The 25,584-nt window shown below is 69.5% G+C and carries 27 protein-coding genes and 1 pseudogene; 11 read left to right on the forward strand and 17 right to left on the reverse strand.

Going from position 1 to position 25,584, the window contains the following annotated elements; translation table 11 throughout:
- Window positions 1-142 precede the first annotated feature (142 nt).
- Both ABZ420_RS00270 and pyrR read right to left on the reverse strand, forming a co-directional pair.
- Window positions 143-1,102, reverse strand: a complete 960-nt coding sequence (locus ABZ420_RS00270) for an aspartate carbamoyltransferase catalytic subunit (protein ID WP_357115519.1) — start codon at window positions 1,100-1,102, stop codon at window positions 143-145.
- Between the two features lie 40 nt (window positions 1,103-1,142).
- Window positions 1,143-1,775, reverse strand: a complete 633-nt coding sequence (gene pyrR, locus ABZ420_RS00275; protein WP_357115522.1) for a bifunctional pyr operon transcriptional regulator/uracil phosphoribosyltransferase PyrR — start codon at window positions 1,773-1,775, stop codon at window positions 1,143-1,145.
- A 351-nt stretch (window positions 1,776-2,126) separates the two neighbouring features.
- On the opposite strand from pyrR, the gene ABZ420_RS00280 reads away from it, so the two are divergent.
- On the forward strand, window positions 2,127-2,753 hold the full coding sequence (locus ABZ420_RS00280) for an alpha-ketoglutarate-dependent dioxygenase AlkB (protein WP_357115525.1): 627 nt from the start codon (window positions 2,127-2,129) through the stop codon (window positions 2,751-2,753).
- Between the two features lie 59 nt (window positions 2,754-2,812).
- The gene (locus ABZ420_RS00285) at window positions 2,813-3,526 is read left to right on the forward strand and encodes an HD domain-containing protein (protein ID WP_357115528.1); all 714 of its coding nucleotides are present in this window, start codon (window positions 2,813-2,815) and stop codon (window positions 3,524-3,526) included.
- 186 nt (window positions 3,527-3,712) lie between these two features.
- Here ABZ420_RS00285 and ABZ420_RS00290 read toward each other — a convergent pair whose 3' ends face one another.
- Window positions 3,713-4,288: a helix-turn-helix domain-containing protein gene (locus ABZ420_RS00290; protein ID WP_357115530.1), complete on the reverse strand. Its 576-nt coding sequence runs from the start codon at window positions 4,286-4,288 to the stop codon at window positions 3,713-3,715.
- A gap of 84 nt (window positions 4,289-4,372) precedes the next feature.
- Between ABZ420_RS00290 and ABZ420_RS00295 the strand changes: the two genes are divergently transcribed.
- From ABZ420_RS00295 to ABZ420_RS00305, 3 genes are read left to right on the forward strand one after another with little or no spacing between them, the layout of a single operon-like run.
- Window positions 4,373-5,356 carry a zinc-binding dehydrogenase gene (locus tag ABZ420_RS00295; protein ID WP_357115533.1) on the forward strand — a complete coding sequence of 328 codons (984 nt, stop codon included), beginning with the start codon at window positions 4,373-4,375 and terminating at the stop codon, window positions 5,354-5,356.
- Between the two features lie 43 nt (window positions 5,357-5,399).
- Window positions 5,400-5,675, forward strand: coding sequence for a hypothetical protein (locus ABZ420_RS00300; protein WP_357115536.1), 276 nt, complete (start codon window positions 5,400-5,402; stop codon window positions 5,673-5,675).
- The gene (locus ABZ420_RS00305) at window positions 5,641-6,564 is read left to right on the forward strand and encodes a serpin family protein (protein ID WP_357115539.1); all 924 of its coding nucleotides are present in this window, start codon (window positions 5,641-5,643) and stop codon (window positions 6,562-6,564) included. The genes ABZ420_RS00300 and ABZ420_RS00305 overlap by 35 nt, the downstream gene beginning before the upstream one ends.
- Before the next feature lie 16 nt (window positions 6,565-6,580).
- Here the strand turns inward: ABZ420_RS00305 and ABZ420_RS00310 are convergent, their stop codons facing one another.
- The 4 genes from ABZ420_RS00310 to ABZ420_RS00325 form a co-directional block, all read right to left on the reverse strand.
- A complete protein-coding gene (locus ABZ420_RS00310) occupies window positions 6,581-7,807 on the reverse strand; it encodes an FAD-dependent oxidoreductase (protein WP_357115542.1) in 1,227 nt (408 codons plus the stop codon).
- 116 nt (window positions 7,808-7,923) lie between these two features.
- Complete coding sequence (locus ABZ420_RS00315; RefSeq protein WP_357115545.1) at window positions 7,924-8,457, reverse strand: DUF4334 domain-containing protein; 534 nt, start codon at window positions 8,455-8,457, stop codon at window positions 7,924-7,926.
- Between the two features lie 101 nt (window positions 8,458-8,558).
- On the reverse strand, window positions 8,559-9,065 hold the full coding sequence (locus ABZ420_RS00320) for a DMT family transporter (protein WP_357115548.1): 507 nt from the start codon (window positions 9,063-9,065) through the stop codon (window positions 8,559-8,561).
- 62 nt (window positions 9,066-9,127) lie between these two features.
- Entirely contained in the window at window positions 9,128-9,616 is a 489-nt protein-coding gene (locus ABZ420_RS00325) for a DMT family transporter (protein WP_357115551.1), read from the reverse strand.
- A 223-nt stretch (window positions 9,617-9,839) separates the two neighbouring features.
- On the opposite strand from ABZ420_RS00325, the gene ABZ420_RS00330 reads away from it, so the two are divergent.
- Complete coding sequence (locus ABZ420_RS00330; protein ID WP_357115553.1) at window positions 9,840-11,102, forward strand: SLC13 family permease; 1,263 nt, start codon at window positions 9,840-9,842, stop codon at window positions 11,100-11,102.
- Window positions 11,103-11,360: 258 nt separating this feature from the next.
- On the opposite strand, the gene ABZ420_RS00335 is transcribed toward ABZ420_RS00330, so the two are convergent.
- From ABZ420_RS00335 to ABZ420_RS00350, 4 genes are read right to left on the reverse strand one after another with little or no spacing between them, the layout of a single operon-like run.
- Window positions 11,361-11,624, reverse strand: coding sequence for a YciI family protein (locus ABZ420_RS00335; protein ID WP_357115556.1), 264 nt, complete (start codon window positions 11,622-11,624; stop codon window positions 11,361-11,363).
- Window positions 11,621-12,130 carry a transcription antitermination factor NusB gene (gene nusB, locus ABZ420_RS00340; protein ID WP_040867601.1) on the reverse strand — a complete coding sequence of 170 codons (510 nt, stop codon included), beginning with the start codon at window positions 12,128-12,130 and terminating at the stop codon, window positions 11,621-11,623. The genes ABZ420_RS00335 and nusB overlap by 4 nt, the downstream gene beginning before the upstream one ends.
- Before the next feature lie 34 nt (window positions 12,131-12,164).
- The gene (efp, locus tag ABZ420_RS00345; RefSeq protein WP_040867576.1) at window positions 12,165-12,728 is read right to left on the reverse strand and encodes an elongation factor P; all 564 of its coding nucleotides are present in this window, start codon (window positions 12,726-12,728) and stop codon (window positions 12,165-12,167) included.
- A 48-nt stretch (window positions 12,729-12,776) separates the two neighbouring features.
- A complete protein-coding gene (locus tag ABZ420_RS00350; RefSeq protein WP_357032360.1) occupies window positions 12,777-13,904 on the reverse strand; it encodes a Xaa-Pro peptidase family protein in 1,128 nt (375 codons plus the stop codon).
- 223 nt (window positions 13,905-14,127) lie between these two features.
- On the opposite strand from ABZ420_RS00350, the gene ABZ420_RS00355 reads away from it, so the two are divergent.
- The 5 genes and pseudogenes from ABZ420_RS00355 (at window position 14,128) to aroB (ending at window position 18,998) form a co-directional block, all read left to right on the forward strand.
- The gene (locus ABZ420_RS00355; RefSeq protein WP_357115559.1) at window positions 14,128-14,601 is read left to right on the forward strand and encodes a prepilin peptidase; all 474 of its coding nucleotides are present in this window, start codon (window positions 14,128-14,130) and stop codon (window positions 14,599-14,601) included.
- Between the two features lie 241 nt (window positions 14,602-14,842).
- The gene (locus tag ABZ420_RS00360) at window positions 14,843-15,691 is read left to right on the forward strand and encodes a universal stress protein (protein WP_357115562.1); all 849 of its coding nucleotides are present in this window, start codon (window positions 14,843-14,845) and stop codon (window positions 15,689-15,691) included.
- A 96-nt stretch (window positions 15,692-15,787) separates the two neighbouring features.
- Window positions 15,788-16,996 carry a chorismate synthase gene (gene aroC / locus ABZ420_RS00365; protein ID WP_357116425.1) on the forward strand — a complete coding sequence of 403 codons (1,209 nt, stop codon included), beginning with the start codon at window positions 15,788-15,790 and terminating at the stop codon, window positions 16,994-16,996.
- Window positions 16,993-17,640: pseudogene (locus tag ABZ420_RS00370) on the forward strand (shikimate kinase); the annotation flags it as partial. The gene aroC and the pseudogene ABZ420_RS00370, both read left to right, overlap by 4 nt.
- 236 nt (window positions 17,641-17,876) lie before the next feature.
- The gene (gene aroB, locus ABZ420_RS00375; protein WP_357115564.1) at window positions 17,877-18,998 is read left to right on the forward strand and encodes a 3-dehydroquinate synthase; all 1,122 of its coding nucleotides are present in this window, start codon (window positions 17,877-17,879) and stop codon (window positions 18,996-18,998) included.
- 85 nt (window positions 18,999-19,083) lie between these two features.
- Here the strand turns inward: aroB and ABZ420_RS00380 are convergent, their stop codons facing one another.
- The 6 genes from ABZ420_RS00380 to alaS all read right to left on the reverse strand — a co-directional run bounded on the left by ABZ420_RS00380 (window position 19,084) and on the right by alaS (window position 25,568).
- Window positions 19,084-19,365 (reverse strand): hypothetical protein, encoded by a 282-nt coding sequence (locus ABZ420_RS00380; RefSeq protein ID WP_245659988.1) that lies wholly within the window; start codon window positions 19,363-19,365, stop codon window positions 19,084-19,086.
- 171 nt (window positions 19,366-19,536) lie between these two features.
- Window positions 19,537-19,983, reverse strand: a complete 447-nt coding sequence (locus ABZ420_RS00385; RefSeq protein ID WP_357115567.1) for a B-4DMT family transporter — start codon at window positions 19,981-19,983, stop codon at window positions 19,537-19,539.
- A gap of 48 nt (window positions 19,984-20,031) precedes the next feature.
- Window positions 20,032-20,859 (reverse strand): shikimate dehydrogenase, encoded by an 828-nt coding sequence (locus tag ABZ420_RS00390; RefSeq protein WP_357115569.1) that lies wholly within the window; start codon window positions 20,857-20,859, stop codon window positions 20,032-20,034.
- A complete protein-coding gene (locus ABZ420_RS00395; protein WP_357115572.1) occupies window positions 20,849-22,339 on the reverse strand; it encodes an endolytic transglycosylase MltG in 1,491 nt (496 codons plus the stop codon). Before ABZ420_RS00395 ends, ABZ420_RS00390 begins: the two co-directional genes overlap by 11 nt.
- The gene (gene ruvX, locus ABZ420_RS00400; protein WP_357115575.1) at window positions 22,336-22,899 is read right to left on the reverse strand and encodes a Holliday junction resolvase RuvX; all 564 of its coding nucleotides are present in this window, start codon (window positions 22,897-22,899) and stop codon (window positions 22,336-22,338) included. Before ruvX ends, ABZ420_RS00395 begins: the two co-directional genes overlap by 4 nt.
- Window positions 22,899-25,568 carry an alanine--tRNA ligase gene (gene alaS / locus ABZ420_RS00405; RefSeq protein ID WP_357115577.1) on the reverse strand — a complete coding sequence of 890 codons (2,670 nt, stop codon included), beginning with the start codon at window positions 25,566-25,568 and terminating at the stop codon, window positions 22,899-22,901. Before alaS ends, ruvX begins: the two co-directional genes overlap by 1 nt.
- Between the last annotated feature and the right edge of the window lie 16 nt (window positions 25,569-25,584).

Below are 25,584 nucleotides of genomic sequence, written 5' to 3' on the forward strand. Positions count from 1 at the left end.
GCGTCCTCTCCGGCACGAGCGGGGCCCTGCGTGGTCACGCTGCGCTGCCTCCTCCGGGCCTGACCGCTCATGCGGTACCCGATTCCGGCATGAGCGGGGCCCTGCGTGGTCACGCTGCGCTGCCTCCTCCGGGCCTGACCGCTCATGCCACTACCTCCTGTGTCCCGACGAGCAGGCGGAACAAGACCGCCATCCTCAGGTGCACGCCGTTGGTGACCTGTTGCAGCACCGCGGCTTTCGGCGAGTCCGCGACCGAGGACGCGATCTCCATGCCGCGCAGCATCGGTCCGGGGTGCAGCACGACGGCGTGCTCCTCCAGCAGGGCCAGCCTGCGTTCGGACAACCCGTAGGTGATCGAGTACTCGCGCGCCGACGGGAAGAACCCGCCGTTCATCCGCTCGGCCTGCACGCGCAGCATCAGCACCGCGTCGGCGCCGATCAGTTCGGCGTCCAAATGGTGCGAGACGCGGGCGGGCCAGCTCTCCACGCCGACCGGAAGCAGCGTGCGCGGCGCGACCAGCACGACCTCCGCGCCGAGCGTGGCCAGCAGGAAGACGTTGGACCGCGCGACCCGGCTGTGCAGGATGTCGCCGACGATGATGACCCGTTTGCCCTCGATGTCGCCGAGCCGCTGCCGCAGCGTCAACGCGTCCAGCAGGGCCTGGGTCGGGTGCTCGTGTGTTCCGTCACCCGCGTTGACGACCGCCGGGCCGGAGGGGCGTCCTGCCGAGACGGCCCACTCGTCCATCCAGCGGGCGATCTGGTGGGCGGCGCCGGACGCCGGGTGCCGCACGATCAACGCGTCGGCGCCCGCGGCGTGCAAGGTCAGCGCGGTGTCGCGCAAAGACTCACCCTTGGCGACCGAGGAACTGCTCGCGCTGACGTTGATCACGTCCGCGCTCATCCATTTGCCCGCCACCTCGAACGAGACCCGGGTCCGGGTGGAGTTCTCGAAGAAGACCGTCATCACGGTGCGCCCACGCAGCGTGGGCAGTTTGTGCACCTCGCGGCCGAGCAGGGCCTGTTCGAACCGCTCGGCCTCGTCGAGCAGTTCGGTCGCGGCGGTGCGATCCAGCGCGGCGACCGACAGCAGATGCCTCATGCGCATGCCTCCTGCCGCGAGCCGACGTGTGGCAGTTCCATCACGCCTCCTCCTGGTGCAGGTAGACGCCGTCGCTGCCGTCGTGTTCGGACAGCAGGACCGAGATGTCCTCGGACCGGCTGGTCGGTACGTTCTTGCCCACGTAATCGGCGCGGATCGGCAGTTCCCGGTGACCGCGGTCGATCAGCACCGCCAGCTGCACCGCGCGCGGCCGGCCCAGGTCGCGCAGGCCGTCGAGCGCGGAGCGGACGGTGCGACCGGAGAACAGGACGTCGTCGACCAGAACCACCAGCGCGTCCTCGATGCCGCCTTCCGGAACGGAGGTGCGTTCCAGCGGCCGGTGCGGACGGCTGCGCAGATCGTCGCGGTAGAGGGTGATGTCCAGCGAGCCCAGAGCCGGACGGACGCCGGAGAATTCCTCGATCTTCTCGGTGAGCCGCGCCGCCAGGGTGGTTCCCCGGGTGGGGATGCCGATCAGCACCAGCCGCGGCGCGTCCGGCTCACCCGCGTCCAGCGCGGTCTTCTCGATGATCTGATGCGCGATGCGCGCGACGGTCCGCCCGACATCCGAAGCCGACAACAGCTCTCGCCCCGCCGCCACCCACTCCGGGGTATGTCGCTGCGATGTCTCGGCAGCGCCGGACTTGGCGGCCCGCTCTTCGGGCACGGCCATGCCGACCTCCTTCCCCGCCTCACCGGACGGTCCGTTAAAGGATGTCTTACGGCAAGCAGCGTATCAGCGCCGTCAGCCCCGCTTTCACCAGGCATATCACGCTGTGAGCGGGGCCACTGACCGCCGCAGGGGACGCGGTCGCGCACTACCGGCGGTCCGCGAGAATCAGTCCGAGATCCCAGCTGCCCGGAGCCGCGAGCGATCGAGCGGCGCCACCCGATCGTCCCAGGCCCGGAGGGTGGTCCACCATCCGCACCCAGCGAGCTCTGGGCCAGATCCACACCGAAATACTCGGCAACCGTGGCCGAAAACCGCTAGCACATATGTTCGACCAGCGGTACGCTCGGCCATATGTCCACACCGCTGCAGGGATCGCTGCTCGACGGATTCGGCGACACCGCATTCGCGCCGCTGCGCGATACGCGCCGTACCGTGCTCGACCACGGGGCCTGGGTGGATCTGCTGCCAGGATGGCTCTCCGGCGCCGACGCGCTGTTCGACCGGCTCGTCGACCGGGTGCCGTGGAGGGCAGAGCGCAGGCCGATGTACGACCGCGTGGTCGACGTGCCCCGGCTGCTGCGGTTCTATTCCGAGCACGAACCGCTGCCGGACCCGACATTGGCCGACGCCCGCGCGGCATTGAACGAGCACTACCGGTACGAACTCGGCGAGCCTTTCCGCACCGCGGGCCTGTGCTACTACCGGGACGGGCGTGACAGCGTCGCCTGGCACGGCGACGACATCGGCCGCGGGGCCACACACGACACCATGGTCGCGATCGTGTCGATCGGGGCCCCGCGGGCGCTGCTGCTGCGGCCGCGCGGCGGCGGCGCGAGCATCAAATACGCTGTCGGACACGGCGATCTACTCGTGATGGGCGGCTCGTGCCAGCGCACCTGGGAGCACGCGGTGCCGAAGACACGCAAACCCACCGGTCCGCGGATCAGCATTCAGTACCGCCCACGCGGCGTCCGATGAGCGGGCCCCGGGCGCTCCGTCCCCCTTCACGTGTCGCCATGTCCGGTTAGCCTGGCAACATGAGCAATCCAGGGGCGGGGGTCTTGGCCGTGATGCCGCTGCACACGATCAGCGAGGTCTACGGCGAAGCCGGGCTGCGGGAACGACTACTACTGGAAATCGCCGAACTTCCGGACACGCAGCGCCTGGCCGCGGCGCTCGATCTCGCGGCCGACCTGCACCGTGACGACCGGTACGGACGCGAGCCGTACCTCAGTCACCTACTGCGCGTGACGATTCGGATCATCAGCCACTACGAGGTCCGGGATCCCGATGTGGTCGCGGCGGGGCTGTTGCACGACTCGGTCGAGGACCACGCCGCCGAACTGGCCGCCGATCGCCCCGGCCCGGCCGTCGACGCCGCGCTGGACGCACTCACCGATCGGTTCGGTGCGCGAGTGGCCGATCTCGTCGCCGCGGTGACCAATCCCGCACCGGATCCGGCGCGCGACCGGCAGGCGCAGTACCGCGAACACGTCGCGGCCAACCTGGACCGGGACCCGTGGGCCCGCGTCATCAAACTCTCCGATTTCACCGACAACGGCGTCGGCATCCTCTACGCCACCGGTCCCGCGATGACGAAGCTCGCCGCCAAATACCGCCCGCTCACCGACGTCTATCGCGACCTGGTCACCCGCCCGGACACACCGCTGGCCGACCACGTCCGGCAGCACATCCTCGACCAACTCGACCGCGCGGACGAACGCTTCGAGGCCATCCTGTCGCGGGACTGATCGCGCGCGGGCCCCGGACCGGAAGACAATGCGGCACAACGGAATCGAACACCGGGCATCCCGAGAACCGCCTTTGCGACCTGAATCCGTACCGATCCGGCACGCACGAACTCTTGTCGTCGCGCCGACGCGGTCCACGGCCGCCGCCCCGCGCACGGGGCGATCAACGCGCGGAGGGTTGAGCGGTCAGGGCGTGCGCAGCACAGACTCGACCAACTCCCGCACCGCCGCCAGCAACCGATCGGTCTCACCGGCCCGGACCATGGCGGGCACCAACTCGGCGCTCAACGCGCCGAGCAGCAGCCGCCCGACCACTTCCGCGTCCAGGTCCGGACGCGCTTCGCGCAGCAACGTGGTGATGTGGTTGTCCCAGAACGCGTGGAACTCGGCGGTCCGCGGATGCGGCGGCTCGGTGCGATAGGCGACCATCAGCTCTGAATTGTCGATCACCAGCCGCGCCATCGCGTCGAAGTAGGCGATCAAGCGGGCATCGGCGGCCGCACCGGGACCCAGCGGCGGTGGGCCGTTGGTGATCGCGTCCATGAGCGCGAGCGCGCTCTCGGCGACCATCTCGTGCAAGAGCCCGGCGCGGTTGCCGAAGCGATGGAAGATGGTGCCCTTGCCCACTCCGGCGGCCGCCGCGACACGCTCCATGGTGATCGCCTCGGCGCCGTGCTCCGCGAGCAGCGCGCTGGTGGCCTCCAGGATCGCCCGTCGATTACGCGCCGCGTCCGCCCGTTCCCTGGGTCGTCCGTCGCCCATCGCACCCGCCTTCTAGACAAGTTGACCGTCGGTCCATATGATTCAGTAATCAATTGGACCGTCAGTCAACTTATGGAGTTCGTGATGCAGGCAATCGTAATGACGGCAGTAGGAGACCCCGACGTGCTGGTGGCCGAAGAGGTCCCCGCGCCGCGACCGGCCGAGGACGAGGTGGTGATCCGAGCCGAGGCGATACCGGTGCTGTTCCCGGAGACAAAGCTGCGCTCCGGCGAGTTCCCGCTCGCCGCGCCACCGCCGCTGACCTTCGGTTTCCAGGCCGCGGGAATCGTCACGGAGGTCGGCGCCCAGGTCGACTCCGCGCTGCTCGGACGGCGAGTCGTAGTGGCGACCAGAGGCTTCGGCGCCTACGCCGAATTCGTGGCCGCGCCCGCCGATTCCGTGACGCCCATTCCGGACGGCCTGTCCTTCGTCGACGCCGCCGCGGTGCTGATGAACGGATCGGTGGCGATTCCACTGCTGGAGACCGCCGCGCTGACGGGCGTCGAAACCGTCCTGATCGAGGCGGCCGCCACGGGCGTCGGCAGCGCCCTGACCCAGCTGGCCGGAGAATTCGGGGCGGCTTGCGTCATCGGCACCGCGGGCAGTCCCGAGAAAGCGGCCCGGGCGCGCGAGCTGGGCGCCGACGAAGTGATCGACCACCACGATCCCGCGTGGACCACCCGGCTGCGTGAAACACTCGGCGGCGCAACGGTGGACGTGGTGTTCGATTCGATCGGCGGTGCGAGCGCTTCCGGCCTCCTCGATCTCATGACTCCGCTGCGCGGACGGATGCTGGGCTACGGCTGGCTGTCCGGCGCACCCGCGCAGGTGTCGGCGACCGACCTGATCATGCGCGGGTTGACCTTCACCGGCTGCGCGGGGCCGGACTGGCTGAACCGAGTCGCGCAGGCGCGCGGAGCCGTGCTGGCCCGCGCGGCGGCGGGCGGGCTCGATCCGCTGGTCGAGACGGTACTGCCGCTCGAACAGGCGAGTCACGCGCATCGGCTGCTGGAGAACCGGACTCCGCTGGGCAAAATCGTGCTGCGTCCGGAAGCCGCCACGTCCTGAGAGCGGCGCGAAACCTGCCCCCGCCGTGGCTAGGGTGGGTGTCGTGCGGACTTCTCTGGATTCCCATGTCGGCGCCGCCAACGCTCTAACGGCACGCTGGTGCGCGGCGGCGGGCGAGCGAGACTTCGTGGTGTCCGGCGCGGGCGTCTGGCCACTGCTGGCCTTGCTCGCCTCCGCGGCGGACGGTCCGGCCCGGGATGAACTGTCGACGGCGATCGGCGTACCCGCGGCGAACGCCCGGGAAGAAGCGCTCCGGTTGCTGCACGACCTCCAGCGCGGACGCGGTGTCGGCGGCACTGGGCGTGTGGGTGCGCCATGATCTTCCGCTGCACGAAGCCTGGGCGCGGGCGCTGCCCGAGGGAGTTCTCGCCCGGCTGGCCGGTCAGTCCGAACTCGACAGCTGGGCGGCGCGGCATACCGACGGGCTCATCGAGCGGTTCCCCCTCTCGGTCGATCCCGGCACGCTGCTGGTGCTCGCCACCGCGCTGGTCGCGAAGACCCGGTGGCAGGCGCCCTTCGAGGTCGCGACGCTGACCCCGAAAGACGGTCCGTGGCAGGGGCATCGCGGCCCCGGGTTGTCCCGCGTGAGCACAGACCTGGCGAACGCCGCGATCCTGGACGCGCCGGAGCCGGTCACGCGCGTCGTCGTCGAAGGTGTGGCCGACCTCGACGTCCACCTGCTGCTCGGCACGGGCCGATCGGGGACCGTGCTCGGAACCGGCCTGGCGGCGCTGGCCTGCGCCGTGCCGATCCGCTCCGACCTGCCGGTCGGCACCGAGGGGCCGGGCCTCGCCGTGCGCACCGAGCAGGTGCCGACCCGAACCGGTCAACTGCGAATCCGGCTGCCGCCCTTCGAGGTCCGATCCACCCATGACCTGCTCACCGGGTCCGGCTTGTTCGGCCTGACCGCCGCGACGGACTGCACCCAGGGCCATTTCCCGGCGATCTCGCCTTTCCCGCTCTGCGTCGGCCGAGGAGCGCAGGAGGTCCTCGCCCGGTTCAGCCATGAAGGCTTCGAGGCCGCCGCTGTGACGTCCTTCGCGTTACGCGCGGCAGCGGCGGCGCTGCGGCACCACTACGCACCCGTCGTCTCGGTGAACTTCGACCGTCCCTTCGGCTTTCTCGCCGTACACCGCCCGACCGGTCTCGTGGCCGTCGCGGGCTGGATCGCGACCCCGCCCGCCTCATCCCCCGACGTTCCGGCCTGAGCACCCGCCCGCACCGCTACCGCCGGGCGAAGTGCGGAGCGTGCTCCGGCAAGACGCCGCGAGCGAGCAAGTACGGTGGCACGCTGCGTATCACGGGGACGCGGCGCAGGATCCGGACCGGCAGCGGTGCGCGGGAAGCGCTCGCGATGTCGATTCGCCCGTCCAGCGCGGGAGCGATCGCGATGGCGTGCAGGAGCCGCTGCATGCCCTGCGTCACGACGGTCGGGAATCTGCGCCGTCGCTGCACCTTCGCCAGATCCCTGATCCGCAGCGCGCCCGAGAGCAGCGGCGGGGCGAGGATTCTCGCCGCGGCGACGGCATCCTGAACAGCCAGGTTGATGCCGACGCCACCGGCGGGTGACATGGCGTGGGCGGCGTCGCCGAGGCAGAGCAGGCCGTGGGTGTACCACTGGGTCAGCCGGTCGAGTTTCACTTCCAGCAGCTTGACCTCGTCCCAGCCGGACAAGGCGTCGACCCTGTCGTGGAGCCAGGGCGCGGCCTCGGCCAGGCCGCGCATGATGTCCTCGACCGGTCCGCGGCGGGCTGATTCGTCAGCGCCCTTGGCGATCAACGTCGCGCACTGCCAGTAGTCGCCGCGGTCGAGCAGAACCGCCACCCGCCGGGCGCTGACGATCGGCAGCGCGCCGGCGGGGTCGATCTCGGTGCGCGGCAGGCGGAACCACCAGACGTCCATCGGCGTCGACCAAGTGTGTGCCGACAACCCCGCGGCCGACCTCAGCAGGGAGCCACGGCCGTCGCAGGCCACGGTGAGGTCGGCTTCGATCGAGCCGGTCGCGCCGTCGGCGGTGCGGTAGACGACGCCACCGACCCGTCCGTCGATCCAGACCAGGTCGGTGGCCTCGGTATTCATCCGCAGGTGGAAGGTGGGCTCGGCCGCCGCGGCACGCGCGAGCAGATCCAGCAGATCCCATTGCGGCACCATGGCGACATATTTGTGCTTGCCCGGCAGGTTTTTCAGCGTCGCGAGAGTCTGTAGGCCGCCCGCGATCGGCAACTGCACCTGATCCACCTTGCGCGCGGGAAGTTTCGCGAATTCGGCGCCGAGACCCAGTTCGTCGATCAGATCGAGGGTGGTGGGATGCACGGTGTCGCCGCGGAAGTCACGGAGGAAATCCGTGTGCTTCTCCAGCACCGTGACCTCGACACCGGCCCTGGCCAGCAGCAGCCCGAGGAACATTCCGGCCGGTCCCCCGCCGACCACCAGGCATGTCGTGCGTTCCATCGACTGTGCCTCCTCGGTCGCCGCATCCCGCAAGGTCCCGCCTGTCGCGCAAATCCTAGTGCGATGGGCGCGGCACCGGATCCGGATCGGCTGCGGCCGACCGGATCCGCGGCCGCCTAGCCGATGTCCCTGTGCAGGACGAAGAAGTACGGTTCGGCCATACCGCGCAAATCCATCACGCCGAGCAGGGTGTGCCCGTCGGCGCGCCGGAAGTGATCGATGATCGGCAGGTGGTCGTAGACCATCGCGGCACTCGTCACTCCGCGGTATTCGACCGCACGCAGACGCGCGGTGGGTTTGCGCGTACGCAGCGCGGGAGCGAGGGCGGGCAGCAGTTTGCGCAGGGCGCGCACTCCGGACAGCGGCACCCGCCCGGCCAGGCCGAGCGGGACGCGGCGCGGATCGATCGGGAAAACGTCGCCGCCCGAGGTGAACAGCAGAGGATGCACGTGATCGGCGCCGTCGAACTGCTTGCCGTACCAGCCCGAAGCCACCAGCACACCATCCATCGGATGGCCCGTGTGCAGTTCCTCTCCCCGCCAGCGCCCCGTCGTGATCTCCTCGACCGGCGCCGCGGGGAGGCGGTCGAACAGTGCCCACGCCTCCTGTGCGGTGCGGACGTCCGTCACGGTCAGCTCGTTCGTGGCCATGTCTCCTACTTCCCTCGGCGAGGCAACGTTGCGAGAGATACCCTATCGGTCTCTCAGAACACGGCAGACCAGTAGGTCCTGGGCGTGCCTCGCGCGCCTGGTCAGTAGGTCGCCATGAGATAGATCCCGGCGATGATCATGACACAGGCGACGATGCGCTTGGAGTTCACCGACCGCCGCGGGAAACCCATCAGCCCGAAGTGATCGATCGCGAGGGCACCGAACATCTGCCCCGCGATGATCAGGGCATTGAATGTGCCCGCGCCCACATCGGAAGCCACCGAGATCATCGCCAGGATCGCGGCACCGCCGAGGAGACCTCCGAACGGCGCCCACCGGGGCATGCTTCGGATGTCGAGCCGCGTCGGCCATGGCCGACGGGAGGAAACCAGCAGCGCCACGGTGAGAAAGATCGCGAAGCCGGTGAATGCCACGGCGTAGGAGATCACGCCGCACAGCCAGACATTCTTCAGTGCGAGCTTGAGGGAGTTCTGGCATCCGGCTTCCACGGAGCGCAGGGCACCTCCGACCAGGATGAATGCGAAGATGAGTGCCATCGTGGCGCGGGGCAGGGCGGCACGGGTCTTTTCGGCGGTCTGAACCGTCATCGAGAATCCTCGGAGGGCGCGAAGGTTGGATGGTTGGACCGGCAGCGGTGCGTGTTCTCGGGTCAGGTGACGCTGACCCTGGGCTCGCCGGCCGCGGGCTCGTCGGCCATCAGGTAGATCGCGAGCGTGATCAGCCCGCATGCGAGCAGACGGGGCGGACTGGCGGATCGCTCGTCGAATCCCATCAGTCCGAAGTGGTCCATGATCACGGCGACCACCATCTCGCCGACGATCACCAGCGCGCTGAAGGTCGCCACACCGACGTATCGGGCGACGGCGATCATTCCCATAACGGCCGCGCCGCCCAGCAAGCCGCCGAACGGCGCCCACCACGGCATGTTCCGCAGGTCGTCGAGCGTCGGCCACGGCGACTTCGACGACAGTGCGAGGAAAATCGAAAAGCCGGTAAGTGCTACGGCGTAGGAGATCACGGCGCAGAGCCACATGTTCTTCATGTGGTTCATCAGCGTGTTCTGACAGCCCGCTTCGGCCGACCGTAGGCTGCCTCCGACCAAGATGAACAGAAAGACCAGTCCGATGGCGATGCTCATGGGCAACACATCCTCGATTCGGCGGCGGACGAGAACCGAAGCCGGCTCGGACACAACTCCCCGGGCCCCCGAAACGGCCTGAATGTGTTCGAGCCGACATCCGGGCCGACCTGTGACTTGAATAACGTACCATTGGATAACGGCACGTTCAACGGGTAATCCGTTGGCTGCCGACTACATCAGCCGCCCCGCCCGAAAGGGGCGCGAACGAAGGGCTGCGATCATGGCACTCGTGCCCCGCCTGGTCGACTCCTCTTCGCGTAACTCGTCCTCCGCCCCGGCCACGCCGGCATCGAAGCCGCGGCTGAGCGTCCTGGACCGGGTCCGGCTCGGCTTGCTGGGGGCAGGCCTGCTGTGTGTGCTCACCGGTCTCCTGCCCCGCGCCGAGGCCGCCGCGAACATGCGTCGCGTCGGCCCGTTGCTGCTGTTCCTCGCCAGCGTGATCGTGCTGGCCGAACTGACCAGGCAGGCCAAGGTCTTCGACGTCATCGCCCATCGGCTCGCGATCCTCGGGCGCGGTCACTATCCCGCGCTGTTCGGACTCTGTGTCCTGTTCGCCTCCGCCACGACCATCGTGCTGAATCTCGACACCACGGCAGTGCTGATCGCCCCGGTCATGCTGGCCCTCGCGGCGCCCGCCCGGATCCCGCCGCTTCCGCTGGCCATGACCACGCTCTGGCTGGCCAATACCGCGAGTCTGCTGTTGCCGGTCTCCAATCTCACCAATCTGCTCGCCGCCGATCGCGTGGCACTGACCGCGACCGGCTTCGCGGCGAAGATGTGGGCGCCGCAACTGGTTTCGATCGCGGCGACGATGGTGTGCCTGTGGCTGTGGTACTGGCGGCGAGGACGACGGGACACCGATCGCTACGTGCCGCCCGAGCCGATCCGCCCCGCGAACTTCCGGGAGCGCTCGCTGCTGCTGGCCACCGCAGGCGCCTGTTCGCTGTTCGTCATCGCGATCCCCGTCGTCGGCGACCGGATCGGTATCGCGGCGACGCTCGCGGCGCTCATCGCCGTGGCGGCGTTCGCGGTCTTCGACCGCGCCGCCCTGCGGCTGTCGCTCATTCCATGGCGGCTGCTCGTCTTCGTAGTCGGCCTGTTCCTGGTGGTGCCCACCCTGAGCCGGTTCGGCCTCGCCGACGCGATGCACGCCTTGATCGGGACCGATCCGGGTGCGTCCGGCGCGTTCCGGGCCGCCGCGGCAGGCGCCGGCCTCTCGAACATCGCGAACAATTTACCGGCCTACACCGCGGGCGAGGCGGTGATTCCCCGGCAGAACGGCGATCAGCTTCTCGGGCTGTTGATCGGTACCAATATCGGCTCGATCGTCACGCCGTGGGCCTCGCTCGCGACGCTGCTGTGCTTGGAGTTCTGCCGCATGCACGATGTGCGCGTTCCGATGAAGCGATTCGTCCTGACCGGCCTCGTCCTCGCGGTGACCGCCACCGCCGGCGCGGTCGCGGCGCTGTTGATCACGGGTTAGCCCCCCGAGACGGCGGTCGCCGAGCAGTGCCCGCGAGGCCCGCTTGACCTCGAGTGCGGTCGAGGTACGAGGATCGGTCGTGCTCCCGCTGGTCATCCGTACACCCACCAGCGGGAGTTCCACCCTTCGAGACCAGGCGAGGCGCTGGGCGGCGTCGGAACGACCGGAATGAAAACGGGCATCGCCTTCGGCTTCGGGCGGTGAGCCGAGCTGGACTGCGAGCGCCTATACCGGGACCGAGGTGAGGATGCGGCGCCCTCAGTTCGGTGTGGTGATTTCCCACTCGTAGATGGTCAGTTCCGAGGCGCCGGTGGTGTGCACGGGGTCGGTGAACGCTATTTCCCGTGCGGCGTCGAGATTCTCGGCGAGAATCACGTACGCGCCACCGGTGCCGTCGGTGAAGCGGCCGCTCTCCTGCAACTGCCCACGGTCGTGCAGCGACCGCAGGAACTGCCGGTGCGGCTCGGTCACAGCGGCGTCGAAGCGCGGAGTACGCATCACCAGCACGAGGTACTTGTTCACGGCTCGGGCTCCGGGCGCGGCGCCCTCGTCGCGGCCGCCGCGGCGCGCACCTGCGGCGCCACCAGGACGACCTGCCCCAGCACGCCGTTGAGGAAGGACGGGGAATCGTCGGTGGACAGCTCCTTGGCCAGCTCCACCGCCTCGTCCACGGCGACGACCGGCGGGACGTCGCTCGCGTGGAACAGCTCCCAGACCGCGATGCGCAGGATCGCGCGGTCCACGGCGGGGAGACGCGCGAGAGTCCAGTCCTGCAGGTACGACTCGATGGTGCCGTCCACCCGGTCGAGGTCGTCGGCTACGCCGCCGACCAAGGTGCGGGTGTAGGGGTGCACCGGCGCGACCGACTGGTCGCGGGTGGCGAGTTCGGCGCGCTCGTCGAGCAGGTCGGCGGCGTCGACGTCTCTGGCCTCCGCCTCGAACAGCAGGTCGACCGCCCGGCGGCGGGCCTTGTGCCGTGCGCCGAGCTTCTTGTACGCGGACTTCTTGTCCACGGGCTGTTCAGCCACGGTCACATCATCCCGGATTCGCAGGCCCGGGCGCTCAGGCGTTGACCCGGCCGAGGTAGCTGCCGTCGCGCGAGTCGATGCGCAGCTTGTCGCCCGTGTTGATGAACAGCGGGACCTGCACCTCGGCGCCGGTCTCCAGGGTGGCGGGCTTGGTGCCGCCGGTGGAGCGGTCACCTTGCAGGCCGATGTCGGTGTGCTGGACCACGAGCTCGATCGAGACCGGGAGCTCGACATACAGCGGCGCGCCCTCGTGCATCGCGACCTGGACGTTCATGTTCTCCAGCAGGAAGCGGGCGCCGTCGCCGATGGTGGCCTCGGAGATGGAGATCTGGTCGAAGGTCTCACCGTCCATGAAGACGTAGTCCGAGCCGTCGTGGTAGAGGTAGGTCATGTCGCGGCGGTCGACGGTGGCGGTCTCCACCTTCACACCGGCGTTGAAGGTCTTGTCGACGACCTTGCCGGACACGACGTTCTTCAGCTTGGTCCGCACGAACGCGGGACCCTTGCCCGGCTTGACGTGCTGGAACTCGATGATCTGCTGGAGCTGACCGTCGATCTTCAGCACAAGGCCGTTCTTGAAGTCGCTGGTGTCCGCCACTGTCTTCGGATCTCCTCGTTCTACCGCTTGGTCTCGGGCAGACCGGCGTCAGGCGACGACGGTCAGGTCTTTGCTGGTGTGGGTGAGCAGCTCAGGGCCCCCTTCGCGCACCACGAGCGTGTCCTCGATCCGGACCCCGCCGCGGCCGGGAAAGTACACACCTGGTTCGACGGTCACCGCCACGCCAGACAGAAGTGTACCGGTTCCGGTTTTCGCGATTCCGGGCGCTTCGTGGATCTGCAGACCGACCCCGTGGCCGAGTCCGTGCACGAACAACTTCCCGTGCCCGGCGGCCTCGATCACCGCCCGCGACGCCGCGTCCACGTCGGCCACCGGGATCCCCGGCCGCAGCGCCTCGCGCCCGGCCCGCTGCGCCGCGGCGACCAGCGCGTACACCTCGCGCTGCCAGTCGCTCGGCGTGCCGAGTACGAAAGTGCGGGTCATGTCGGAGTGGTAGCCGCCGACCACCGCCCCGAAGTCCAGCTTGACGAAATCGCCCGCCGCCAGCACGGCGCCGGTCGGACGATGGTGTGGGACAGCCGAGTTCGGGCCGGTGGCCACGATGGTCTCGAACGACACCGCTTCCGCGCCGTGCTCGAACATGGCCCATTCCAGATCCCGGGCCACCTGGCGCTCGGTGCGACCGGGCCGCAATCCGCCCCGCTCCAGCAGCGCGGCCAGACCGGCGTCGCCCGCCGCGCACGCCGCGCGCAACTGTTCCACTTCGTAGGCGTCTTTCACCATGCGCAACTGCTCCACCAGCCCGGGCGAGGCGACGAACTGCAGGCCGGTGCGCTGTTCGAGGAAACCGCGATGCTGCTCGACGGTGACGACATGGCTTTCGAAGCCCACCCGGCCGACCTGCCACTCCCCCGCCAATTGCACGATCCGCCGGGAGGTGGCCCGCGCGATCTCCGCCCGCAGGTCGGGAACCTGCTCGGCGACCTGGGTTCGGTACCGGCCGTCGGTGCCGATCACCGTGCGTTCCTCGGCGGTGCGCGTGTCCCAGGAGTGCACGAGCAACGCCGCGTTGGAGCCGGTGAACCCCGTCAGATATCTGATGTTCACCAGATCGGTGACCAGCAGGGCGTCCACCCCGTTCTCCACCAGCAGGCTGCGCAGCGCGCCACGCCGCGCCGCGTAGTCCGGCACATGACCCTGGTGATCTGCACACATACCTCAAAACTACCGCCGACGCACCGCACGCCGACAGTCAACACGTGCTCGCCCGCCGTCCGCCGCGTTCGCTGTGTGCGGAGTTTCGCGAAAATCGCTGGCAGGCACTCTTTCTCACGATCGAGGACGACTGCTGAACAACGACCTGTTCACATCCGACAATGTTGTGCACATTCCGGATCGGCCCAGCTTTCCCGCGCCTGTGCCGGGTGAAGGTGGAGGCATGACCCTTCTCGCATGCGCCGTCCTCACCGTGTGGTGCGCGGTCCTGACAATGTTCGACCTCCGCGAACGCCGCCTGCCGAACGGACTGACCGGTACGGGCGCGCTGACGGTCCTCGGATACGCCGTGCTCACAGGGCAATTCACCGCCGCACTGCTGGGCGCACTGCTCCTCTCCGCGCCGTACCTGCTGGTACATCTCGCCGCACCCGCCGCGCTGGGTGCGGGCGACGTCAAGCTCGCGGTGATGCTGGGCGGGGCTGCCGCACTCGGCGGTGCGCGGCCGTGGGTGTGGGCGGCACTCGGAGCACCGGTGCTCACCGGGTGCGCCGCGCTCGGCGCATCGGCCTGCCGGGGCGTATTCACCTCACGTGCCGCCGGGCCGGGCAACCACGCGGTCACCGTGCCACACGGTCCCGCGATGTGCCTGGCGACTTTGCTGGCCTTGCTGTCGTCGGCCCTGGGTTCGACCTGAGGTCGTCCGTCACCGCGCCGGCGCGTCTCCGCAGCGCACACCCGCGATCACGAAGCCAGCAAATCCACCGCAATTCATCGGTAGCATCAGCCGCGGGCAACGACTTTCCGAGCAGCCACCGCGGCGGCACTCGCGGGGTCGGCAGTTCGGCGAGTCGCCCGGTCGAGTCGCCAGGACAGCGGAAGCGGCGTCGGGAAGGAGCCACCCAGTGCATCCGAGGCATTCGTCGCGGAGACCGATCGTGGTGGGAACCGACGGTTCGGACCCATCGATCGTCGCGGTCCGCTGGGCGGCGCAGACCGCCGCGCTGCACGACGCGCCCCTGCATATCGCGCTGGTCGTCGAGGCGCCGCTCGCCTCCGACGACGACGATCCGCCACGCCCGGCGGCGTTGCTGCGGGTGCGCGAAGCGGACGAGGCGATCGAGCGCGCCGCGAACGCCGCGGTGGCGGCCGCGCGTACCGTGCGCGACATCGCCATCGGCACCGAGATCCGCACCGCGCACGTCGCCACCGCCCTGATCGAGCGATCTCGCAGCGCGGCGATGCTCGTGGTCGGCACCCGCGGTATCGGCCGCGTCCAGCGAGTCCTGCTCGGCTCGGTCAGCACCGCAGTCGCCCGGGACGCCGATTGCCCCGTCGCGGTGGTGCCTGCCGAGACGCCGCTGTGGGACCGGGCCGACACCGGGCCGGTGATCGTCGGGGTGGACGGCTCCGCCGCCGAGCAAGCCGCCATCGAGGTCGCGGCCACCGAAGCTTCGCTGCGCGGGGTCGAATTGGTGGCCGTGCACACCTGGGGCGAGGTCGAGCCGCTCGGCGCGATCGGCACGGACTGGACCGCGCTGCGCCGGACCGAGGAAGCGTTGCTCGCCACAAGCCTGGCCGGTTGGCAGGAGCAATATCCGGAACTCACCATCCGGCGCGAGGTCGTCCGCGACCGGCCGGAGCGGCAGTTGCTCGAACGCTCCCGCGACGGGCAACTGCTGGTGGTGGGCAACCGGGGCCGCGGAGCCCTGGGACGGCTGCTGTTCGGTTCGGTGGGTGAGGCGCTGCTGCGTTCGGTGGATCGCCCCATCGTCATAGCCCGCTGAGGCGTCGGCGGGTGGTATCGCCCCTCCTCCGGCGTGCGCGTCGTCACGGCGGGCCACGTTCCCGGGCACCGGCGTCGACATGGGAAGATGAACGACGTGCTGCGTTGGATAACTGCTGGAGAATCCCATGGTCCCGCTCTCGTCGCCCTCCTCGAGGGGATGGTGGCAGGCGTCGAGGTGACGTCGGACGAGATCTCCACGCAGCTCGCGCGCCGCAGGCTGGGCTACGGCCGCGGCGCGCGGATGAAGTTCGAGGCCGACAAGGTCACCGTCGTCGGCGGTGTGCGGCACGGGCGCACGATGGGCGGCCCGGTCGCCATCGAGGTGGCCAACTCCGAGTGGCCGAAGTGGACCACCGTGATGTCCGCCGACCCGGTCGATCCGGCCGAACTCGCCGAGTTGGCCCGCAACGCACCGCTGACCCGCCCCCGGCCTGGGCACGCCGACTACTCCGGCATGCTCAAGTACAACTTCGACGACGCCCGCAACGTGCTCGAGCGCGCCAGTGCCAGGGAGACCGCCGCGCGCGTCGCGGCGGGCACCGTCGCCCGCAACTTCCTGCGCCAGGCGTTCGGCGCGGAGGTCGTCTCGCACGTCGTGTCGATCGGCACGGCGCGGAACACCTCCGGCATCGTGCCGACCGCCGCCGATCTCGCCGCGGTGGACGAGAGCCCGGTGCGGGCGTTCGACAAGGACGCCGAAGCCGCGATGATCGCCGAGATCGAGGCGGCCAAGAAGGACGGCGACACCCTCGGCGGCGTGGTCGAGGTGGTCGTGGAGGGACTTCCGGTCGGCCTCGGCTCGTTCACCAGCGGCGAGAACCGGCTGGACGCGCGGCTCGCGGCCGCCCTCATGGGCATCCAGGCCATCAAGGGCGTCGAGGTCGGTGACGGTTTCGAGACCGCACGCCGCCGCGGCAGCCAGGCGCACGACGAGATGCGGCCCGGCCCCGACGGCGTGCTGCGCTCCACCAATCGCGCCGGTGGCCTGGAGGGCGGCATGACCAACGGCGAGGCGCTGCGTGTGCGTGCGGCCATGAAGCCGATCTCGACGGTGCCGCGCGCGCTGTCCACCGTCGACATGACCACCGGAGACGAGGCCGTCGCCATCCACCAGCGTTCGGACGTGTGCGCCGTTCCCGCGGCGGGCGTGGTGGCCGAGTCCATGGTGGCGCTGGTCGTCGCGCAGGCGGCGCTGGAGAAGTTCGGCGGCGATTCGCTCACCGAGACGGTCGAGAACATCACCAGCTACATCAAGCGCATCAGCACTCGCCCCCACGTGCCCGCGGACAGTCGGTCGCAATGATCGTGCAGACCGATCCGCGCGCCCCGCGCGTGGTGCTGGTCGGACCGCCGGGGGCGGGCAAGTCCACGATCGGCCGCAAGCTCGCCAGGGAACTCGGCGTCGAGCTGTACGACACCGATGCGGGCATCGAGCGGGAGACCGGTCGCACCATCCCGGAGATCTTCGCCGAAGACGGTGAGCCCGAATTCCGCAGGATCGAGGAGCGGGTGGTGCGCCGCGCCGTCCTCGCCGAGCGCGGTGTGGTCTCGCTGGGCGGCGGCGCCGTGCTGTCCGCCGACACCAGGGCCCTTCTGCGCGGCCGCACCGTGGTCTACCTGGAGATCAGTGTGGCCGAGGGCCTTCGGCGCACCGGCGCGAGCACCCAGCGGCCGCTGCTCAACGGCGCCGACCCCGGCGCGAAGTACCGGGAGCTGATGCGCGCCCGGAGGCCGCTCTACCGGGAGGTGGCCACCGTCCGGGTCCGCACCGACGGTCGCAGTCCGGGCCGGGTGGTACGGATGATCATGACCAAGCTCGGGATGGAGCCGGTCGAGCACGCCGAAGCGGATCTCCGGCCGCCACCGAGCGGAATTCCGCAGGGCAGCAGCCGATCCCGGTCCCGGCGTCGCGCCAGGGCCAGGGCCGCGGCCCGGCGCACGACCGCCGATCAGGGCGAGAGCACCGCCACCGAAACCGGCGCCACGAAGGAATCGGCGGCGACCACCACCGCTCGATCCCGCCGTACGCGCAGGGGCCGCACGAGCGAACCCGACGCGGCGAGCGGAACGAGCGACGGCGAGACCGCGGCCGGCAACCGATCCAGGCGTGCCCGCGCACGCCGTGCCCGCGCCCGGGCGCGTCAGCAGTCGACAACAGCAACAACAGAATCGGAGCAAGCCACGTGACAGAGCCGAGTCGTCTCGAAGTCCGGACCGCCGACCCGTACCCGGTGATCATCGGCCGCAGGTTGCTCGGCGAACTCGTCGAGTCGGTCAGCGGCGCGACCAAAGGCGTACGCACCGTGGCCATCTTCCATCAGCCGCCGCTCGCCGAGACCGCCGAAGCGGTGCGGAAGGCGCTGGCCGACACCGGCATCGACGCACATCGCGTCGAGATCCCGGACGCCGAGGCGGGCAAGGACCTGGCCGTCGCCGGGTTCTGCTGGGAGGTGCTCGGGCGCATCGGCCTGACCCGCAACGACGTCGTGGTCAGCCTCGGCGGCGGCGCGGCGACCGACCTGGCCGGGTTCGTCGCCGCCACCTGGATGCGCGGGGTGCGCATCGTGCACGTGCCCACCACGCTGCTGGCCATGGTCGACGCGGCGGTCGGCGGCAAGACCGGCATCAACACCGAGGCGGGCAAGAACCTGGTCGGCTGCTTCCACGAGCCCGCCGCCGTACTGGTCGACCTGGCCACGCTGGAGACGGTTCCGCGCAACGAGATCGTCGCGGGCATGGCCGAGATCATCAAGGCCGGTTTCATCGCCGACCCGGTGATCCTCGATCTGGTGGAGCGCGACCCCGAGGCCGCCCTCGACCCGTCCGGCGAGGTGCTGCCGGAGTTGATCCGCCGCGCGATCCAGGTGAAAGCCGACGTCGTCGCCGCCGATCTGAAGGAGTCCAGCCTCCGCGAGATCCTCAACTACGGTCACACCCTCGGGCACGCGATCGAGCGGCGGGAGCGCTACCGGTGGCGGCACGGCGCGGCAGTCTCCGTCGGGCTGGTGTTCGCCGCCGAACTCGGCCGTCTCGCGGGCCGTCTCGACGACGACACCGCCGACCGTCATCGCGCGATCCTGACCGCCGTCGGGCTGCCGACCAGCTACGACGCCGACGCACTTCCGCAACTGCTGGACGCCATGCAGACCGACAAGAAGACTCGCTCCGGCGTGCTGCGCTTCGTCGTGCTCGACGGTCTCGCCAAGCCGGGCCGGCTCGAGGGACCCGATCCCACATTGCTGGCCGCCGCCTACTCCGCCGTGGCGCGCGAAGGCAAGCCCGACACCGGCGGCATCCTGCTGTAGAGCCATGACACGTCCGGTGCCGGACGGTGGTGTTGGATCGAACGAGGAACGGCGGACCCTCCAGGAGGGTCCGCCGTTTCTCCTCTCAGTGGGACGGGACCCAGAGGTCGTACCTACCACTGCCGTCGTTTCGCGGAACGCACTCCGCGTGATCGTTCCAGAGCGGCGCGTCCTTCATGCAGCTCGCCAGCGAGACGTTCGACGCCGACGACACGCATTGGAACCCCCACTTGGGCTGCGCCGAGGCGCAGCCATCGGCTTTCGCCGCCGCCTGACCGCCGAACACGAACGCGGACGCGGCGATCGCCATCGCCGCGGTAACCCCGAATCGAATCAGCACAACGCTTCCCCTCCCGTTGAAATGCATTGCACAGCAGCATAACCGGCGGCGTCAGCAGCGGAAAGGGGAGGCACGCACCGGCGCTGCCGGTTGGCCGCATCGCCACCTATGGCAATGCGTCAGCAAATGACACGGACGAGCAACCTCATTCGCGGATCACCCGCCGTCCATCCGATCGCGTCGATGCGCGAGCCGGCCTCAGGCGGGGGTGGACTGTTTGCCCGCGGCGCGGTCGGCGAGAGCGCGGCCGATGCCAACGCCGATGAGGGCGAAGATGAAGATCAGCAGGACGATGAACGCCGCGGCCGCCGTGAGTTCGAAGAGCAGGCCGTTGTCTCCCAGGTCGAATTTGGGCAACCAGTCGAGCAGCCAGGCGGCGAGACCGCTGCCGACGCCGGCCACCACCGCGGCCTTCAGCCACAGCAGTGTCAGGTCGGTGCCACGGTCGGGATCGGGCTGGGCCGCCCTGTCCTTGCGTCCGTCCAGGAAACCCCAGTACAGGGCGGCTGCGACCAGCACGATCAGTGCGAGCGCACGCATCCACGCCCCGTGGGTCGGCCAGTACACCATCGCGAACCCCAGCGCGGCGCGCAGCACGACGACCAGCGCACCGAGCACGATCGCCCGCAACACCCAAGCATTCATGCGCACCACCCTAACCCCGCGTCGCGCTCAACCAAACTAGAACCGGTATCAATTCCGGGGCCGGTGCCCCTCGTCCAGCGCCGCCGCCATCTCCGCGCGCGGCGCGGGCTGCCCGGTGAACAGCTCGACCTGCCCGTAGGCCTGGTTCAGCAGCATCTCCAAACCGCTGACCACCGTGTGCCCGGCCCTCCACACCGCCTCGGCCAGCGGTGTCGGCCATGGGTTGTAGATCGCGTCGAGCACCACCGGAGCCTCGGCCACCGCGGGAGCGACGACCGCGGCCGCCGTGGCGGGAACGGTACTGATCACGGCGCCTGCCGCCGCGCAAATCCCCTGGAGCGGCCCGGCCTCGAACGCGGCCGACGCGGCAACCATTCCGAGCCGCTCGGCGAGTTCGAGCGCACCGCGCGCCCGGTTCGCGTCCCGCGCGACCACGGTGACCGACTTCGCGCCCAGCTCCGACAGCGCCAGCAGAGCGGGCCGTGCGGTACCGCCCGCGCCCAGCACCACGCCTTCGGCCAGTTCTCCGGCCCCTGCGCCGCGCAGCGCACCGAGCACGCCGTCGACGTCGGTGCAGTCGGCCAGCCAGCCCGCGCCGGTGCGGACCAAGGTGTTGGCCGATCCGACCAGCACAGCACGCTCGGTGCGATCGTGCGCGTAGGCCAGTGCCGCTTCCTTGCCGGGCATGGTCACCGAGAGCCCGACCCATTCCGGGCCCAGCCCGTCGACGAACCCGGGCAGTTGCTCGGCCGAGCATTCGATGCGCTCGTAGCTCCAGTCGAGCCCGAGCGCGCGATACGCGGCCAGGTGCAGCTGGGGCGATCGCGAGTGTGCGATCGGCTTGCCGAGCACCGCCGCCTTGCGACTACCGGCCACCGCTGTCCTTGGAACTGTCGAGAATGCCGCTGCGCTGCGCCCGTGCGATCAGGCGCAGATGCTCCTGGTAGTCGTCGGTGAACAAGGTGGTGCCCTGTTTGTCGACGGTGACGAAGTACAGCCAGGGCCCCGCCTCCGGATTCTCCATCGCACGCAACGCGTTCAACGACGGCGCGGCGATCGGGGTCTTGGGCAGGCCCTGCATCGCATAGGTGTTCCAGGCGGTTTCCTGAGCGCGGTCGGCGTCGGTGGTCGCCACCTCGGTGCGATCCAGCGTGTAGTTCACCGTCGAGTCGAACTGCAGCATCTGATCGACTCGCAGCCGGTTCACGATCACCCGTGCCACTTTGCCCATGTCCTGCGGTTTCGCCTCGCGTTCCACCAGCGAGGCGGCGACCAGCGTCTCATAGGGTGTCAGTTTCGTGTCGGCGCCGGACTGCAGCAATCCGGTGGATTCATAGCTCTTCGCGCTCGCGGACACCAATTGCCGCAAAATCTGCTCCGGAGTGCCGCTGGGATCGAAATCCCATGTGCCCGCGGCGATCAGGCCTTCCAGCTGTCTCGCCCGGTCCGGGCAGTCCTTGACACCCTGCATCGCCCACGCCGGCACACCGAGCGAGGCCAGGTCCAGGCTCGCGCCCGCGGCATCGAGCTGTTCGTAGGTCACGCACTTCTGGTTCGCGCCGGTGCCGATGCAGCTGGCCTCGGCGATCTTGCGGTAGATGCCGTCGTACCGCCCGCCGGTGCTCATGTCGTGCTGGTCGTGCAGCAGACGTCCTTCGGAGACGACCAGATTGCCGACCCTGGAGTCCTTGCCGACCAGCGCGGCGACCGCCTGCGCGGCGGGACTGCGGCTCGCGATCGCGTAGAAGCCCGGCTGCACCGAGTTCATGTTCGAATTCCGCACGGCCGCTTCGATGAACGCGCCGGTGCTGGCGACGACGCCCTTGTCGTGCATGGTCGCCGCGATCTGCGTCGAGGTGTCGCCGTCGTGCACTTGCACGATCACCAAGGGTCCGGGCGGACCCGCGAAGTCCTCCGGCGGGCCGAAACTGGCGACCAGCTTCATGCCCGCGAAGACGACAGCGCCGGCGAACATCAGCGCGAAGACGCCGCCGACGATCCATATGGTCCGGCGGCGCCGCTTGCGTTCGGCGGCTTTGCGCGAGGCCACTCGGGATCGCTTGCCACGTTTACCAGGGCGCTCCGAACGCTCCGGCTGCACGCGCTTCGCGCGGCGCGGCGCCTGCTCGCGGGTGGCGCTCGCGCGCTGCCCGCCACGCCGCGGGGCGGGCGGAGCCGGCGTGGGCGGCTCCTCCTCCTCGTCATCGACGTAGCGGGGGATGACGGTCGTATCGTCGTCGTCGTAGTAGTCGTCGCCGTCGTCGTGTTCGCCCCAGGCCCGGTCGTCTCTCCGATACCGCCGATCAGCTTCGCGCTGTCGGAACAGTTCCTCGGCCCGCGCCCACCGATCCGTCATGCATCGTCCCCGGGCGACGCGGGACGTCCCGCTTCCACCGACCTCAACACCGCACTCCGTTCGTCCAACCATCCTTGCAGGATCGACACGGCCGCCGCCTGATCGATCACCTGCCGCTGGCCACGCGCGCGAACTCCACTGTCCCGCAATGCACGTGCAGCTGACACCGTAGTCAAACGTTCGTCGGAAAGCCGGACCGGCACCGGCCCGACGGAAGCCCGCAATCGCTCAGCGAATGCGCTGGCCAGCGTAGCCGCAGTCCCCTTCTCCCCGCGTAATGTTCGCGGCAATCCGACGATTACCTCGACTGCCTCGTACTCCCGCACAATTTCGGCAATTCTTTCGATATCGGGTGCGGGAGCCGAACGCCGTGACGATTTCGCGCGCGGTACGGTCTCCACCGGCGTGGCGAGAATGCCGTCGGGATCGCACGCGGCGACCCCGATCCGGACACTGCCGACGTCGACGCCGATCCGCCTGCCCCGGCCGGGGTCGGTGGCGGGATCCGGCCGGTCGGCGCCGCGCTGCGCCGACCTCTCCGATTCCGCGGACTCCCCCATCACCCGGCGAGTTCGGCCACCCGCGCGCGGACCGCGGCCAGGCCCGCCGGAATGCCGGACGGATCCGACCCCGCGCCCTGGGCCATCTCCGGCTTACCGCCGCCGCGTCCGGCGATACTCGGGCCGAAGCTGCCGACCAGATCACCCGCCTTGATGCCGAGTTCCTGCGCGGGCTTGTTCACGGCGACCACGAACGGCACCTTGCCGTCGGCGTTGCCGAGCAGCACCACCACGGCGGGCTCGCTGCCGAACCGGCCGCGGATATCGGTGGCGAGGGTGCGCAGATCGCCCGCGGGCACGCCCTCCGGCGCGGCCACGGCGACCAGCAGCAGACGGCCGATCCGCTCGGCTTCCTCGACGAATGTGGCCGCCGACGACAGCACGGCCGCCATCTTCGTGCGCTCGAGTTCTTTCTCGGCCACCTTGAGCCGCTCCACGAGCTGCTCGACGCGACCCGGCACCTCTTCGGAGGGCACCTTCAGCGCGGAGGCGACACCGGCCAGCAGTGCGCGCTCCTTGGCCAGGTACTTGTAGGAGTCCAGGCCGACGAACGCTTCGACGCGCCGCACACCGGAGCCGACCGACGACTCGCCGAGCACGGTGATCGGGCCGATCTGTGAGGAATGCTGCACGTGCGTACCGCCGCACAGCTCCATGGAGAACGGGCCGCCGATCTCCACGACGCGGACCTCGTTGCCGTAGTTCTCACCGAACAGCGCCAGCGCGCCCATCTGCTTGGCCTTCGGCAGATCGGTGAGGAAGGTGTTCACCGGGAAGTCGGCGCCTACCGCGTCGTTGGACACGGCCTCGATGTCGGCCTTCTGCTGCTCGGACAGCTGGCCCTGCCAGTTGAAGTCGAAGCGCAGGTAGCCCGGCTTGTTCAGGGAACCGGCCTGCACGGCGTTCGGGCCGAGCACCTGGCGGAGGGCAGCGTGCACCATGTGTGTGCCGGAATGGCCCTGCGTGGCGCCGCGCCGCCACGCGGGATCGGCTTGGGCGAGCACGATATCGCCCTCGGTGACCTGGCCGTGCTCCACGGTGGTCTTGTGCACCCACAGCTTCTTGGCGATCTTCTGCACGTCGTTGACGCGCAGCTTCAGGCCCGAGGAGGCGGTGATGGAGCCGCGGTCGGCGATCTGGCCACCGGACTCGGCGTAGAGCGGGCTGCGGTCCAGGATCACCTCGACGTCCTGTCCGACGGTCGCGGCGGGCACCCGGACGCCGTCGGCGATCAGGGCGAGCACGGTGGCCTCGGAGGTGAGCTCGTCGAAGCCGGTGAACTCGGTGGCGCCCCGGTCGACCAGCTCCTTGTAGATCGTCAGGTCGGCGTGGGCGTGCTTACGGGACTGCGCGTCCTCCTTGGCGCGCTTGCGCTGCTCGGCCATGAGCGAGCGGAAGCCCTCTTCGTCGACCGACAGCCCGGCCTCGGCGGCCATCTCCAGCGTCAGATCGATCGGGAAACCGTAGGTGTCGTGCAGGGTGAACGCGTCCGACCCGGCGATCGTGCTGCCGCCCCCGGCCTTCACCGCGGCGGCGGTGTTGTCGAACAAGGTGGAGCCGGTGTTCAGCGTCTTCAGGAACGCCGTCTCCTCGCCGACGGCGACGGTCTCGATCCGGCGGAAGTCGGTGGCCAGCTCCGGGTAGGACGGGGCCATCAGGTCGCTGACGACCTTCATGAACTCGCTCATCACCGGCTTCTCGGCGCCGAGCAGGCGCGCCGAGCGCACGATCCGGCGCAGCAGGCGGCGCAGCACGTATCCGCGGCCGTCGTTGCCCGGGTTCACGCCGTCGGCGATGAGCATGGCGGCGGTGCGGGCGTGGTCGGCGATCACACGGAAGCGGACGTCGTCCTCGTGCTGGACGCCGTAGGAACGTCCGGTCAGCTCCTCGGCCTTGTCGATGATGGGGCGCAGCAGGTCGGTCTCGTAGACGTTGTCCACGCCCTGCAGCAGCAGCGCGATCCGCTCGACGCCCATACCGGTGTCGATGTTCCTCTTCGGCAGCGACCCGACCGGCGGATGCCCCAGCTTCGGGCTCAGCTCACCGCGGACGTCCTGCATGAACACGAGATTCCAGATCTCGAGGTAGCGGTCCTCGTCGGCGACCGGCCCGCCGTCGCGGCCGTGCTCGGGCCCGCGGTCGTAGTAGATCTCCGAGCAGGGTCCACCGGGGCCGGGCACGCCCATGTCCCAGTAGTTGTCCTTGCCGTCGCGGAACTGGATGCGCTCCTCGGGCATGCCCGCGACCCGCTTCCAGATCTCAGCGGCCTCCGGGTCGTCCTGGTAGACGGTCACCCAGATCCGCTCGGGGTCGAAGCCGTAACCGCCTTCGTCCTGCGGCTTGGAGATCAGCTCCCAGGCGAGCGTGATCGCCCCCTCCTTGAAATAGTCACCGAAGGAGAAGTTCCCCGCCATCTGGAAGAACGTGTTGTGCCGCGTGGTGACGCCGACCTCTTCGATGTCGCCCGTCCGCACGCATTTCTGCACGCTGGTCGCCCGCGGGTACGGCGGCGCCTCCTGACCCAGGAAGTACGGCTTGAACTGGACCATGCCTGCGTTGACGAACAGCAGGTTCGGGTCGGCCAGGATCAGCGAGGCACTCGGCACCTCGGTGTGGCCGGCACGGAGAAAGTGGTCCAGGAAACGCCGTCGAATCTCGTGGGTCTGCACGAATACCCAGCCTACC

This window comes from Nocardia sp. NPDC005745, assembly GCF_040630775.1.
Lineage (GTDB): Bacteria > Actinomycetota > Actinomycetes > Mycobacteriales > Mycobacteriaceae > Nocardia.